This window comes from Marinilactibacillus sp. 15R, assembly GCF_001895285.1.
Lineage (GTDB): Bacteria > Bacillota > Bacilli > Lactobacillales > Carnobacteriaceae_A > Marinilactibacillus > Marinilactibacillus piezotolerans.
Genome location: NZ_CP017761.1, coordinates 359,211 through 373,737, shown reverse-complemented (window position 1 = coordinate 373,737; position 14,527 = coordinate 359,211). Strand labels below are relative to the sequence as shown.

17 protein-coding genes and 1 riboswitch are annotated in these 14,527 nt (G+C 37.4%); all 17 genes read left to right on the top strand.

Annotated elements, in window-relative coordinates; all coding sequences use genetic code 11:
- Window positions 1-25 precede the first annotated feature (25 nt).
- The 17 genes from BKP56_RS01715 to thiD all read left to right on the top strand — a co-directional run bounded on the left by BKP56_RS01715 (window position 26) and on the right by thiD (window position 14,515).
- Entirely contained in the window at window positions 26-970 is a 945-nt protein-coding gene (locus BKP56_RS01715) for a DNA-directed RNA polymerase subunit alpha (RefSeq protein ID WP_072693452.1), read from the top strand.
- Between the two features lie 26 nt (window positions 971-996).
- Entirely contained in the window at window positions 997-1,416 is a 420-nt protein-coding gene (rplQ, locus tag BKP56_RS01710) for a 50S ribosomal protein L17 (RefSeq protein ID WP_072693451.1), read from the top strand.
- 402 nt (window positions 1,417-1,818) lie between these two features.
- Window positions 1,819-2,658, top strand: a complete 840-nt coding sequence (locus BKP56_RS01705) for an energy-coupling factor ABC transporter ATP-binding protein (RefSeq protein WP_072693450.1) — start codon at window positions 1,819-1,821, stop codon at window positions 2,656-2,658.
- Window positions 2,634-3,518 (top strand): energy-coupling factor ABC transporter ATP-binding protein, encoded by an 885-nt coding sequence (locus BKP56_RS01700; protein WP_072695915.1) that lies wholly within the window; start codon window positions 2,634-2,636, stop codon window positions 3,516-3,518. Before BKP56_RS01705 ends, BKP56_RS01700 begins: the two co-directional genes overlap by 25 nt.
- Window positions 3,515-4,312: an energy-coupling factor transporter transmembrane component T family protein gene (locus tag BKP56_RS01695; RefSeq protein WP_072693449.1), complete on the top strand. Its 798-nt coding sequence runs from the start codon at window positions 3,515-3,517 to the stop codon at window positions 4,310-4,312. The genes BKP56_RS01700 and BKP56_RS01695 overlap by 4 nt, the downstream gene beginning before the upstream one ends.
- A gap of 93 nt (window positions 4,313-4,405) precedes the next feature.
- Window positions 4,406-5,152 carry a tRNA pseudouridine(38-40) synthase TruA gene (gene truA / locus BKP56_RS01690; RefSeq protein WP_072695913.1) on the top strand — a complete coding sequence of 249 codons (747 nt, stop codon included), beginning with the start codon at window positions 4,406-4,408 and terminating at the stop codon, window positions 5,150-5,152.
- 225 nt (window positions 5,153-5,377) lie between these two features.
- Window positions 5,378-6,733, top strand: a complete 1,356-nt coding sequence (locus BKP56_RS01685; protein ID WP_198033969.1) for a DUF2254 domain-containing protein — start codon at window positions 5,378-5,380, stop codon at window positions 6,731-6,733.
- Entirely contained in the window at window positions 6,730-7,467 is a 738-nt protein-coding gene (locus tag BKP56_RS01680; RefSeq protein ID WP_072693447.1) for a nucleoside/nucleotide kinase family protein, read from the top strand. The genes BKP56_RS01685 and BKP56_RS01680 overlap by 4 nt, the downstream gene beginning before the upstream one ends.
- A gap of 127 nt (window positions 7,468-7,594) precedes the next feature.
- On the top strand, window positions 7,595-8,500 hold the full coding sequence (locus tag BKP56_RS01675) for a mechanosensitive ion channel family protein (RefSeq protein WP_072693446.1): 906 nt from the start codon (window positions 7,595-7,597) through the stop codon (window positions 8,498-8,500).
- Between the two features lie 287 nt (window positions 8,501-8,787).
- Window positions 8,788-9,072 (top strand): YkvA family protein, encoded by a 285-nt coding sequence (locus BKP56_RS01670; RefSeq protein ID WP_072693445.1) that lies wholly within the window; start codon window positions 8,788-8,790, stop codon window positions 9,070-9,072.
- A gap of 379 nt (window positions 9,073-9,451) precedes the next feature.
- Window positions 9,452-9,895, top strand: a complete 444-nt coding sequence (rplM, locus tag BKP56_RS01665) for a 50S ribosomal protein L13 (RefSeq protein WP_305367258.1) — start codon at window positions 9,452-9,454, stop codon at window positions 9,893-9,895.
- A 13-nt stretch (window positions 9,896-9,908) separates the two neighbouring features.
- Window positions 9,909-10,301, top strand: coding sequence for a 30S ribosomal protein S9 (rpsI, locus tag BKP56_RS01660; protein WP_072693443.1), 393 nt, complete (start codon window positions 9,909-9,911; stop codon window positions 10,299-10,301).
- Window positions 10,302-10,712: 411 nt separating this feature from the next.
- Entirely contained in the window at window positions 10,713-11,360 is a 648-nt protein-coding gene (locus tag BKP56_RS01655) for a carbonic anhydrase (RefSeq protein ID WP_072693442.1), read from the top strand.
- Between the two features lie 198 nt (window positions 11,361-11,558).
- Window positions 11,559-11,647, top strand: a riboswitch (TPP riboswitch).
- Between the two features lie 86 nt (window positions 11,648-11,733).
- Window positions 11,734-12,246 (top strand): energy coupling factor transporter S component ThiW, encoded by a 513-nt coding sequence (gene thiW, locus BKP56_RS01650; RefSeq protein WP_072693441.1) that lies wholly within the window; start codon window positions 11,734-11,736, stop codon window positions 12,244-12,246.
- Window positions 12,247-13,062 (top strand): hydroxyethylthiazole kinase, encoded by an 816-nt coding sequence (locus tag BKP56_RS01645; protein ID WP_072693440.1) that lies wholly within the window; start codon window positions 12,247-12,249, stop codon window positions 13,060-13,062. It abuts the gene before it with no gap.
- Window positions 13,050-13,694 carry a thiamine phosphate synthase gene (gene thiE / locus BKP56_RS01640; RefSeq protein WP_072693439.1) on the top strand — a complete coding sequence of 215 codons (645 nt, stop codon included), beginning with the start codon at window positions 13,050-13,052 and terminating at the stop codon, window positions 13,692-13,694. Before BKP56_RS01645 ends, thiE begins: the two co-directional genes overlap by 13 nt.
- Window positions 13,691-14,515, top strand: coding sequence for a bifunctional hydroxymethylpyrimidine kinase/phosphomethylpyrimidine kinase (thiD, locus tag BKP56_RS01635; protein ID WP_072693438.1), 825 nt, complete (start codon window positions 13,691-13,693; stop codon window positions 14,513-14,515). Before thiE ends, thiD begins: the two co-directional genes overlap by 4 nt.
- Window positions 14,516-14,527: the final 12 nt, after the last annotated feature.

The window sequence follows — 14,527 nt, the reverse complement described above, 5'->3', positions numbered from 1 at the left end:
GTTTTGAAAGGGGTAAACGGACTAGATGATCGAAATTGAAAAGCCGGTAATAGAAACAGTTGAGATCAGTGAGGATGGAAAATTCGGTAAGTTTGTCGTAGAACCACTTGAGCGTGGCTATGGTACAACGTTGGGGAACTCTCTACGTCGAATTCTTTTATCATCTTTACCAGGTGCTGCCGTCACAAATATTCAAATCGATAGTGTTTTACATGAATTCACAGCAATCGATGGGGTAGTAGAAGATGTGACTGCCATCATCTTAAACTTAAAGAAACTTGCACTTAAGTTGTATTCTGATGAAACAAAAACGATTGAGATTGATGTTGAAGGACCAGCAACTGTAACAGCTGCTGACATTATTTATGACAGTGATGTTGAGGTAATGAACCCTGACCTTTATATTTGTACAGTTTCTGAAGGTGGGCATTTACATGCACGCATGGAAGCGCAAAAAGGCAGAGGATATGTTCGCGCCGAATACAACAAACACGAAGATATGCCAATTGGTGTGCTCCCGATTGATTCGATTTATACCCCAATCAGCCGTGTGAATTATCATGTGGAAGATACTCGTGTAGGAGAGAAAAATCAGTTTGACAAGTTAACGCTTGACGTTTGGACTGACGGATCAATTTCTCCTGAGGATGGCGTGAGTTTAGCGGCAAAAATAATGACTGAACACTTAAACATCTTTGTAAACTTGACAGAAGAAGCTCGAGAAGCTGAAATCATGGTTGAAAAAGAAGAAACTCAGATGGAAAAAATGCTTGAGATGACAATCGAAGAGCTTGACCTATCTGTACGTTCTTACAACTGTCTGAAGCGCGCGGGGATAAACACTGTTCAAGAATTGACAAATAAAACTGAACCAGAAATGATGAAAGTTCGTAACTTAGGACGTAAATCGCTGGAAGAAGTTAAATATAAATTAGGTGAGCTTGATTTAGGCTTACGTGAAGAAGAATAATCTTGTAGTTAGGAGGGTTTCGACTAATGGGCTATCGTAAATTAGGACGTACAAGTTCACAACGTAAAGCATTGTTACGTGATCTTACGTCTGACTTAATTATTAACGAGCGTATCACTACTACTGAAACTCGTGCAAAAGAAGTTTCTAAAATGACTGATAAAATGGTTACTTTGGGTAAACGTGGAGACTTGCACGCACGTCGTCAAGCAGCTTCGTTTGTTCGTAATGAATTAGCAACTGTTGCAGAGACTGAAGAAGAAATCGTAGTACAAACAGTTTTACAAAAATTGTTTGATGATTTAGCTCCTCGTTTCGCAGAGCGTAACGGTGGATATACTCGTGTTTTAAAAACTGAACCTCGTAGAGGAGATGGCGCACCAATGGCTATCTTAGAATTCGTGGTTAAAGCTGAAACTGATTCTGAAGAGACAGAAGAAGCTTAATAAAATTCATTTAAATTGAATTTAACCAAATTCACTTTTGGATGTATGATGAGCGTTATGATGATGGAATTTTTTCCAAGTGTCTAGCTCAAGTCTCTCCTAAAAGGCGTTTTGCCTTTTAGGAGGACCATATATCGTTTAAAGTGTTTTTTTTGTATGCGCATAATCATTTTTCCCTAACAATTAAAAGACGAATAGTTAATCAATTATATCTATAAGTTTTGATCATAGTACATAAGAATAACGAATATAGATTGTTTAGCATACTTATTTTTGGTAATCTTGTACTGTTGAGGACTGTCAAGACACCTTGAAATACGGTATAATAGTCAAGTCGATAATGATTGACAATGATGAATTTGAGATGCAAAAGCATCATGACTCAAAGATTGAGGTAAAAGAATGAATGAAATCATAACACTGAAAAACATTTCATATAAATATACTGATGAAGAAACTCAGTATGCATTGGATAATATTTCTTTTTCGATAGAAAAAGGTGAATGGATAGCAATAATTGGACCCAACGGTTCTGGAAAATCAACGTTGGCAAAAACCATTAATGGATTAGTTGAACCTGAAAGTGGAGAAGTCAAAGTAGGCAAGTTTGATTTGAACGAAAATAATATTTGGTCGATTAGAGAAATGGTTGGAATGGTATTTCAGAATCCTGACAATCAGTTTGTTGGATCGACTGTTCAAGATGATGTAGCATTTGGATTAGAAAATCTGGGCATTCCGAGAGAACAAATGGTCGAACGTGTTCGTGATGCACTGGAAAAGGTCAATATGCTGGAATTTGCTGAACGTGAACCTGCTAGACTATCTGGAGGACAAAAACAACGTGTAGCCATTGCCGGTATCGTGGCATTGCAGCCAGAAATAATGATTTTAGACGAAGCGACAAGCATGCTGGATCCTAAAGGTCGTGAAGAAGTATTACGTACAGTCAAAGAAGTAAAAGAAAGAGAAAATTTATCTGTTATCTCTATTACACATGATATTGATGAGGCAGCTGCTGCAAATCGAATTATTGTTATGCGTGCAGGAAAGTTAGTCAAAGAAGGCACTCCTGAAGAAATTTTCTCATATGGTGATCAACTGATCGAAATGGGTCTTGATTTACCATTTCCTGAGAAATTGAAATCATCAATGAAAGAACTAGGAATACGAGTACCAAGTGAGTATTTAACAGAGGAAGGCATGGTGGAATGGTTATGGACATACGGTTCGAAGAAGTAGGGTATACGTATCAAAAAGGGACACCATTCCAAAGCCGAGCTTTGTATGATATCAATCTCTCAATAAAAGATGGTGGCTATACAGCACTGGTTGGACATACTGGAAGTGGTAAATCAACAGTTCTTCAGCATTTGAATGCCTTGAAAAAACCAACGGAAGGTTCTATCACTATTGGAGAACGCGTAGTCACAGCTGCTACAGATAACAAAGGATTGAAATCTTTGCGCAAAAAAGTTGGAATTGTCTTCCAATTTCCAGAGGCGCAGCTATTTGAAGAAACAATTGGAAAAGATATTGCATTCGGACCTAAAAACTTTGGGGTAAGCGAAGAAGAAGCAATAAGTAGAGCAAAAGCCTTACTACCACAAGTTGGTCTAGATGAGAGTTTTTTAGATCGTTCTCCATTTGATTTGTCGGGAGGACAGATGCGCCGTGTTGCTATTGCTGGCGTACTAGCTTTAGAGCCGGAAGTGCTGGTATTGGATGAACCAACAGCAGGACTTGATCCGCAAGGCCGTAAAGAGATCATGGATATGTTCTATAATTTATACAAAACGCAGGGACTAACGATAGTGTTAGTAACACATCAAATGGATGATGTGGCGAATTATGCTGATCATATGGTAGTACTGGAAAAAGGAACGGTAGTAAAAGAGGGTTCTCCAAGAGAGCTTTTTAAAGAATCAGACTGGTTAACTAGTATGCAGTTAGGAGTACCCTCAACAGTTCATTTTGCACAAGAACTAGAAAGGAAATTTGAATGGGCCTTTGATCCGTTGCCTTTGACAACAGATGAACTAGCGGAACAAATTAAAGATAGACTTGGTGTAACAGATCAGGAAGCAGGTGATCGAGTATGATGGATAAACTCATTTTCGGACGCTACATTCCTGGGAATTCTTTAATTCATAGGCTAGACCCTAGAACGAAACTCATGAGTGCCATTCTCTTTATTATTGTCATCTTTTTTGCCAATAATATAATCACGTATCTTGCGTTAGCACTTTTCGTTGGATTAGCTGTTGCCTTATCAAAAATTTCAGTTCGTTTCTTTATCAACGGAATCAAGCCACTTATCTGGCTGATTTTATTTACAGTAATTCTTCAGATTCTATTTACAAGTGGAGAAACAATCTTTTTTAGATTTGGGCCTATCATTCTTTCACAAGAAGGATTAATTAATGGTGGCTTTATCTTCATGCGCTTCGTACTGATCATTTTTATGTCGACATTGCTGACTTTAACAACTATGCCGCTGTCTCTGTCAGATGCAATTGAGTATTTGCTGCGACCGCTTGCTGTCATCAAAGTTCCCGTCCATGAAATTGCGCTGATGCTATCGATTGCACTTAGATTTGTACCAACTTTAATGGATGAGACAGAGAAAATCATGAACGCCCAAAGAGCTCGAGGAATCGATTTTGGAGAAGGAAATATCTATGAACAGATGAAATCTGTCGTGCCACTTCTAATTCCACTGTTTGTAAGCTCATTTAACCGTGCAGAGGAGCTAGCTACAGCAATGGAAGCTAGAGGATATAAAGGCGGTGAAGGACGCACTAAGTATCGTCAATTGAGCTGGGAGACCAAAGATACACTTGCTATGGTATCGCTCGGCATATTAACGGCCTTGTTATTATTATTGAGAACCTAAGAAGAAGAGGATAAGGATGCAAGTCTTTATCCTTTTTCTATATAAAAAATAACGATAAAGGAAGCAATTAATTTGGATAAGATAAGATATAAAATGAAGCTCGCTTACGATGGTACAAATTTTTCTGGGTTTCAAGTCCAGCCCAATAAGCGGACTGTCCAAGGTGAAATCGAAAAAGCATTGAGTAAAATGTCTAAAGAAGAGTTCATTCGTATAAAAGGTGCTGGTCGTACAGATGCAGGTGTGCATGCTAGAGGACAAATTATCCATTTTGATTATCCGAGATATATTCCAGAAGACGGTATGCTGAGAGCGCTGAACGCATTAGGACCAGAAGATATTGTATTTCTGGAATCTGATATAGTGGATCAGACCTTTCATTCTCAGTACTTAGCTAGAGGCAAAATGTATCAGTACCGAGTAGACAATCATTCTTTGAAAGACCCTTTCACACGTTTCTACGCACATCATCATCCATTTGATATGGATTTGGAGCGCACTCAGAAAGCACTGGCTTTTCTGGAAGGAACCCACGATTTTACAAGTTTTGCGTCTGCTCATTCAGACAAAGAAGATAAAACAAGAACGATTTACGAGGCATCTGTCGCAATCGATGAAAAAACGGAAGAATGGATCTTCACATTTCGGGGCAATGGATTCTTGTATAATATGATTAGAATTATTATGGGAACTATCCTGCAGGTTGCAGATGGTAGACGACCAGTAGAAGATATCAAAAAGATCCTTGAAGCAAAGGATCGTACAACAGCAGGTCCAACTGTTGAAGCTAAAGGGTTATGTATGATGGAAGTTTATTATGATGAAGATGCATTTAAATAAGTAACGAAGCTAATAGTCGAATAAAAAGGAAATGGACACAGAAAAAGAGGAATTGTATGATTAAAGAACCCACCGAGGAGTTTGCTATAAAGAAGCGAATAAGGTAAGGGTTCTTATTTTTTAGTTATAGTGCGTCTAAAAATTAACTTGTATAACAGAGGTACTGAAATCTACATAAAGAGAAAAGAGGATTGGAATATGTTATTTAGTAAATGGAGATTGCGGTTGGAGGATAAGAGAATCTGGCGCGTTTTTGGTCGAAGTATGGCCCTTTCGCTGATTCTATCTGTATTTATGATTTTCTTAGATACAAGTGCGCTTCCTCTGCTTGAGGAATTACCAGACTGGATGTTGACAGATGTAACGACGGCCAGACAAGTACTGAGTACCTTGGCCGGTACGCTATTTACCGCTACTACTTTTGTATTCTCTGCCATACTAACGATTGTAACGTTATATACTTCAAATTTCAGCCCGCGTGCTGTAGAAGACTTTTTATTGAATACCACATCCATGCGTACACTTGGTATTTTTCTGGGTGGATTTATCTATTCTTTGACATCACTGGTTTTCATGGATGGAAGTTTATATGATGATCGGGTCTTTTCGGTTGTTATTGCATGGGGTTACGCTGTGGGAAGTGCACTTTACTTTACGAAGTTTGTATATCAAGTCTCGAATTATATTCAAGCAGATAAACTGGTTAGTAGGATGTACAACGAAACAAGAACACAGTACGATGAAACTATCGGATACTTTAGAGAACATACTAGAATTGAAAGATTACCTGAAATTACTACCACCTATCAATATGATATGAAGACAAATGCAGAGGCTTATATTGGCTCTATCAAATTTGATGAATTAAAAGATTTATGTGAAGAGTACGAGGCTATCTGTAGAATTAGTATTAAAGTGGGGGATTTTGTTTCCCGCAAGGAGCCGGTGGCAACGATTTATACGAACAAAAAAGTTGCCGAAGTAAATGAACTGGAAGAATCATTCAATAAAACATTTTCCTTTGAAGCAGAGCGTTCTACTTCATTTGACTCTGGATATTCTAGAAATAAATTGAATGAGATTGCTCTGAAAGCAATATCTCCAGGGATTAATGATCCTAATACGGCAATCCATGCAGTTCACTATAAATCACTGTTAGAAGCAAAATTTGCAGCCCTCAGAGGAAGGTACGTCGTGGTCGGAAAATCAAGAGAAGAACTGGAAAATGAGCCGGATTTTTCGAAATTAACAGGTGTTTTGCTATACGATTTTAATGACTTCTTCAGACATTTACATGTAGGTTACCGACAACTGGTTCATTATATGAAAGAAGATATTTCAGCTATGGAATCTGTTTTTGATGCACTAGTTCTGATTGCCCACTCAGCACATCAAGACAAAATTGGAATAGTTAAAGAATATAGTCGTTATGTTTATGAATCAGTAATCGATAACTTTCCACAGCAACTTGATCGTGAGTTGATTGAAAAACGGTATAATCAGATCATTTCTATCGAAGTAGATGATCGAATCACCGCTGAAGAAGAAGAGGAAGCACGTGCAGAGGAGGACAGTCATTGAAAATCCCCTTTAACGTTAATGGATTAATGGTAGATGCAGAGTATACCAAAAAAGAAGTGAATGAGATTTTTATTCCTTTATTAAAGCAATTGGCTTTACTGAGAACAGATAAAGATTCTCGTGTAGTTGCATATTTAGCTGCGCCGCCAGGGGCTGGTAAAACAACACTCAGCCAGTTACTAGAGCTTTTGTATAAAGAGCAGAAACTTCCTTATTCTTTCCAGTCAATTTCAATCGATGGGTTTCATTATAAGCGCAAGTATTTAATGAATAACTGGATTGAAGTGAGTGGAGAAAAGAAGTCACTTAATAGTGTAAAAGGAAGCCCAGAATCATTTGACCTGGAGGCTTTGAAAGAAAGAATCAGACTGCTGACTGAAGGTAATGTAACAAAATGGCCAATGTATGACCGTAAGTTACATGATGTAAGTGAAGAAACTATAGTAGTGGATGCTGAGATCGTTTTGATCGAAGGAAATTATCTATTATTGGATGAACCCGGTTGGAAGGAATTAAAGAATATAGCTGATTTAACAGTATTTATAGAAGCAAAAGAAAAAAGTTTAAAACCGAGACTGATAGAACGTAAAATGTTGGGCGGATTGTCACTAACTGAAGCCGAATCTTTTTACGAGCAAAGCGATCAGCGAAATGTAATAAGAGTGCTGGAACATTCCAGCAAAGCGGATATTCAATTGGTGCTAACAGAAAAAAGAGAGCTTAAAAAGAGATGAAAAAGTAAGACTATACTGATTATTTAGGTAAATCGTATAAAATAAGTGGATGCTTAATAATCTGCTTATTCGCTATAAACTGTTATCATTAAGGTACTATATATTTGTTTGAAAAGGAGGCTTAAGTATGAAAGAGTGGTTCAATCAATATGCAGAAGCTTACCCATTAATTACAAATATATCCATTTTTATCATTGTTATCATTTTACTACTGATGATTAGAAGATTTGCTTTAAATCGTTTATATAAACAGTTCAACGAGTCAGACAATTGGTATGTTACTCGAAAAATAGCGAAGTGGATGACTAATTTTATTTTAGCCCTTACCTTTATCTATATATTTGGAAGTGATTTAAGTGGCTTTACGACGGCGATAGGTCTGGCAGGTGCAGGTATAACTTATGCGCTAAGAGAAGTAATCGTTAGTTTTGCCGGGTGGTTCGCTATTATGTTTGGAGACTTCTTTAAGACGGGTGACCGGGTCTTGCTGGGAGGAACAAAGGGAGACGTGGTCGATATTGGACTGTTGCGCACAACCTTGATGGAAATGGGGGAGTGGGTAGAGGGTGACCAGTATACTGGTCGTATTGTTCGAGTGGCCAACAGTTATATCTTTACTTCACCGGTGTATAACTATACTGCCGACTTTAAATTTCTGTGGGACGAAATTCATATTCCGCTGCACTTTGATACAGATGTAAAATTGGCTAGAAAGCTGGTTTTACAAATTGCAGAAGAGCAAATCGGTACGTACAACATGCAAGCTGAAGAAGACTGGGATAATATGAAACGTCGTTACCGAATAGAGAATGCTTCTTTGAAACCACAAGTTTTTATCTCATTTAATGATAACTGGATAACGCTAAGTTTAAGATATATCGTAGATACCAGAGAAAGGCGAGCAGTCAAAGATCGCATATTTATGTCTATCTTAGAAAGATTTAACCAACATACAGACAAAATAGAGCTAGCATCTGAAACCTTTGAAATCGTTCGTGATGAAACGAGAGAAGAAAGAAAGCAGAGACTTTAATTATAAGTATGTGCGACAAGGTAGAAATTGCTATGAGCATTATACTGATAAAAAGAGGAGCAGATTTTATGTCTGTTCTTCTTTTTTATTAAAGTAAACAATTATCTATAAGACTATACGCATATTTGAAAATCACAAATTCTATTCTAATAGTTCATACTTAAGACTGATTTATTAATCAGTGCATTATTATATACTAATAATGTACAAAAATTGTGTTTTAAATCAGTATAAACCTGAAAGTCAGAAGACTGAATTCAAAATAATTCTAAAAAGGGTGCTTATAGATGAAAATGAATAAAAATCGAAAAAGAACGCCTATGAAGCAAATTAAATCTTTGGTCACCTCTTTGTTTGAAGCCAAAGTAGAAACAAGAAAGAAATGGATGGTATTGGGTATCATTGTTTATATCATCAGTCCAGTTGATTTGGTACCAGATTTTATTCCCGTAATGGGTTATGCGGATGATGTTATTGTTCCAATTCTATTAATTATTGCAGAAAAACTGATGTCTAAAGATAAAGAACCTGCAACAGTCCATATTAGAAAAGACGCTGAAAAAATTAATTGATATTTTTTATAAATAATGCCTAAAGCACTTTCCGTTTTGGAAAGTGTTTTTTTAGATATGTTCTATATAGAGCGAAATTGTGATGATAAAGTTCTAGGAAAATTAGTAATAGGCATTGTTTTTGCAGTTTTCAACTCCGTAACATATATCATTTATATTGAAAAATGTTTTATATACAGTTGACTTATCTAGTCATTCGAGGTATTATGTTAAATGGTATTGTTTGCCACCATGATAAGCCCCGGAAACTTGTTATGTCACAAACAAAACGAAGCTCTGATCAAGAAAGTTCTGGACTATTCACAAGACTATTACATTAGAGCAAGAATGAAAACACAATAACTGAAATCGAAAATGATATTTTATGGAGGTCAAGATCGTGCGTACAACTTTTATGGCGAATGAAAGCAACATCGAGCGCAAATGGTATGTAGTTGATGCTACAGATATCCCATTAGGACGTCTTTCAGCAGTAGTTGCTTCTATTCTTCGCGGAAAAAACAAACCTACGTATACACCACACGTCGACACTGGCGATAACGTAATCGTAGTTAATGCTGAAAAAATCAAATTAACAGGTAACAAAGCTAGTGACAAGATTTATTCTCGTCACTCAGGATTCCCAGGTGGATTGAAACAGGTTTCTGCTGGTACTCTTCGTGCTGAAAAACCTGAAAGATTAATTGAATTATCTATCAAAGGAATGCTTCCACATAACTCTTTAGGAAGTACTCAATTCAGAAAATTACACGTATATGCTGGACCTGAGCACAAAAACCAAGCTCAACAACCAGAAACATTAGACATCACGAACTTAATTTAAGGAGGTACATTCATTGGCTCAAGTACAATATTTCGGAACTGGTCGTCGTAAAAATTCTACAGCTCGCGTAATCATGACTCCAGGTTCTGGTAACATCACATTCAACGGTAAAGACATTACTGAATATTTAAACTTTGAACACTTGCATCTAATTGTAAGACAACCTCTTGCTATTACAGATACAGTGGACAGCTATGACATTAGAATTAATGTTCAAGGTGGAGGATACGCTGGACAAGCTGGTGCTGCTCGTCACGGGATTGCTCGTGCACTATTAACAGTAGACCCAGATTTCCGCGGACCACTTAAAGCTGCTGGTTTATTAACTCGTGACCCTCGTATGGTTGAACGTAAAAAACCAGGTCGCAAAAAAGCGCGTAAATCACCACAATTCTCAAAACGTTAATATTTATCTTGGAGAACCTCATTCGTTGGGGTTCTTTTTTTACCTCAAATAAATTTGATATATCCATTTGTGTGACAGTAATTATAAAAAAAGCTAAGTATTCCCTTAATATAATTTCAAAAAGATCTTTTTTGAATTTTTTTCAGAATATGTCGGGAAATTTATAAAATATTTCTAAGGAATCTTGTATTATCAGTAGTGGGAGTTAACGCTGTAGGTATCGTTATTTGTGGTAGATTAATTGATTTGAATAAGTAGAAAAGATATACCCAGCAAGAAAACAATTAAATATAGTTGTGAAGTTGTAATCTATATCCAATAAAAATGTTTAAAAATTAGGGTTTTCTCTTCGAATTATGCAACGTAAATATGATATAGTAAGAACCTATTTAGGTATAATGGAGGAGAAACATGCTTTTACGATTAAAAAATGGATTGAAAAATTTTAAAGAAGTAACGTATAAAAAACATGAGCAGCTGTATCATGATTTAGAACAGGTTCAAAATCCACACACACTATTTATTGCGTGCTCTGACTCGCGAGTTAATCCCGAGAGATTAATAGGCAGCAATCCAGGAGAAATATTTACGATTCGCAATATTGCGAATACGGTCCCTGCATATGAAGTCAGCCATAATGACTTTACAACGGTATCTGCTATTGAATTTGCGATAGAAGTCCTTAAAGTAAGAGAAGTTATTATCTGCGGACATTCAAATTGTGGAGGGTGTGCTGCGGCACTTGAAGGACAGGAGAAACTGGACCAACTCCCTTATACACAACAATACTTGAAGCCACTGGAAAATATAAAAGTGAAAGTTGAACACAGTCACCATCATAAAGATGCAGAATCCAAGGCTAGACTGATGGAGCAGTTGAATGTGATTACTCAACTCAATAATTTGAAAAGTTACCCTCAGATCCAGCAGTTGATTGCAAAAGGAGAACTTGAAGTAGAAGGTTGGCATTATGATATCAAATCAGGTGATGTGTTCGTCTATGATGAAACAACTCGTTCATTCTGCAAATCTGATGAGTACCAGAACATACATCAGTAAGAACGATTATGATTAAAGTAAAAAGAAATAAAAGTTTGAAGTTCCTGACTATTTTTGAAAAATATAGCAGTGTTCTCAAAACTTTCTGCTTAAGGATGTTCTTTTTTACTCAATCATATAGAGTTTAAGTGCTGAATTATGAATTCCAAGACTAAATAGCGATAACAAAATAGATATGTTATACTTTACCTAATTGAATAGAAACATTTGGGGTGCTTTATGCTGAGATTATACCCATGGAACCTGATACAGTTAGAACTGGCGCAGGGAAATGTAGTTGTAAACGAATGGACTCAATTTTTATTTTGATAGTCTTTTTCTGTTTGTCTCAGACTGTACTCCTTTTGCTTTTCGCAGAAAGGAGTTTTTTTGCGTGGAAAAAAATCGAATCCACAAACTAACATTGTTATCTCTGATGATTGCACTGGATGTAGTCTTGTCGCCATTGTTACGAATTGAGGGAATGGCACCGATGTCTAGTGTAATGAATATCATTGCGGGTGTTTTATTAGGCCCGGTGTATGGAACTTTGATGGCTTTTGTATGTGGAATAATCCGCATGCTGCTGATGGGGATTCCTCCGCTTGCTTTGACTGGAGCGGTCTTTGGAGCCTTTTTTGCCGGTCTCTTCTATAGATGGAGTGGGAAAATCATCGGATCAATGATTGGGGAAATTATTGGTACAGGATTAATTGGATCATTACTGTCTTATCCAGTAATGGTTTGGTTTACCGGCAGCCAGCAAGAACTATATTGGTTTATCTATACACCTAGATTTATTGGTGCAACATTGATCGGTTCAGTTATTGCATTCTTAGTATTAGTCAAATTAAAAGAAACATCCATTTTCAAAAAATCTCAGCGTTTATTTTGGGAGGAGTACTAAATGAAGATGAATATTGATTTTTCAAAAATTTTCCCTTTAGAAAATGCACCACTGGTCCAATGTATTACCAATGAGATCACTTGTGAATCAATCGCAAATGCCTTGTTGTATATTGGTGCAAAGCCGATAATGGCAGATGATCCTAGGGAATTCTCACAACTTTTTGAGAAAACCAGTGCATTATTACTGAATTTAGGTCATTTATCTGAACAACGTCAAGAAAGCCTGCTAGCAGCCAGTAGTTACGCTACTAGAACAAGGAAACCCACTGTAGTGGACCTAGTTGGTTATGGGGTTAGTGATATACGAAACCAAATAGGTATTTCCTTAGTAGAAACTCATCCCGCTGTAGTCAAAGGTAATATTTCTGAATTCCGTCATTTTTGTGGTTTGCCTAGTCAGGGTCGTGGAGTCGATGGTAGTATGTGGGACCAAGGAGAAGACAATTTAAATGAATTGATTGATGCTCTGCAGGAAATTGGAGGCCTTTATCCAGCGACAACATTTTTAGCTACCGGGCAGAAAGACTTGGTTGTTAACCAGAAACAGGTCATAGTATTGAATAATGGGGTAGATGAATTAGACCGCTTCACAGGAACCGGAGATATTGTTGGAGCGATTATAGCTGCTCTGTTAGGTGAAGGTCATGGTTCTACTGAAGCGATAGCCGGGGCAGTTAGTTATTTCAATATTTGTGGAGAAAAGGCGAAGCAGTTAAGTTTTGGGCTTGCAGATTTTCGTCAGCAGACATTAAATCAGTTGTCTTTACAGATGTCAGAAAAATGGTATGAGCAGGCGAAAGGATGGAAAAAATGAAAGAGTTGACACTTTATTTGGTCACAGGCAGATATGATTTTAGTGACGAAGAATTTTTAAACATTATTGAAACAGCTTGTCAAAATGGCGTAACGATGGTGCAACTGCGGGAAAAAGCTATTACGACAAATCGATTTTATGAGTTAGCGGTAGCAGTCAAACAAATCACGGACCTTTATGATATTCCTTTGATTATTAATGATCGAGTCGATATTTGTCTGGCAGTTAATGCGGCCGGAGTACACATTGGGGACGATGAAATGCCAGTAAAAGTAGTCCGTTCATTAATTGGTGGTGAAAAGTTACTAGGTGTTTCTACTAAATCGATCGAGCGAGGAAAAAAAGCAGAAAAAGATGGGGCAGATTACTTAGGAGTAGGCGCAATCTTTCCAACTGAAACAAAAAGAGATCCGCAGCGCACAACGATAGAGACATTGAATACAATCGCAGAAGCAGTGAATATTCCAATTGTTGCAATCGGTGGAATCAATGAAAGCAATATTGAAAACTTTACTAATACAGCTATTTCAGGGATTGCAGTTGTGAGTGAACTGATGCTGGCAGAACAGGTTTCTCAAAAAGTTCAGAAATTAAAACAAGCTGTTGAACAAATATTGGAGGGAAGACAATGATTAATAGTACACCTCAAGTTGTAACCATTGCAGGGTCTGATTCTGGTGGTGGCGCCGGAATTCAAGCTGATTTAAAAACTTTTCAAGCACGTCAGGCATTTGGAATGAGCATTATCATTGCATTAACGGCGCAGAATACTTATGGGGTCCAATCTAGTCTGCCCATTCCCAGTGATTTTATTGATAGCCAGTTCCATTCATTGGCTGAAGATTTTTCGATTAAAGCATCCAAAACCGGTATGCTGGCAGATACGGAACATGTACTAACTGTCGTTGAGAACTTTAAAAAAGTAGATTTCGGACCACTAATCGTTGACCCGGTTATGGTAGCTAAAGGTGGACATCAGCTATTAGAATACGATGCAGTTCAAACAATTAAAGAACAGCTTTTACCACTAGCGACTGTTGTAACACCGAATCTGCCCGAAGCAGAAATGTTGCTAGGAAAAAGTATTACAACAGATCATGATATGATTGAAGCAGCAAAAAGCTTGCAGGCTTTAGGGACTATAAACATTATCATTAAAGGCGGGCATAGCCAAAACACAGAAGCTTCTGACTTTGTTTTACTGGAAAACGGAGAAAGTTTCTGGCTAAGTACACCGCGAATCAAAACGGCAAATACCCATGGAACAGGCGATACCTTTTCAGCCTGTATCGCAGCAGAGCTGGCTAAAGGAACTAAGTTGAAAGAAGCCATTATAATTGGAAAAGAATTTATCCAGGCTGCAATCAGTCAGGAAATTTCTGTCGGCCATGGTCATGGACCGACAAACCATTGGGCGCAAATACAAAACAGCGTCACGATTCATGAACTATAGGACAAACAAATA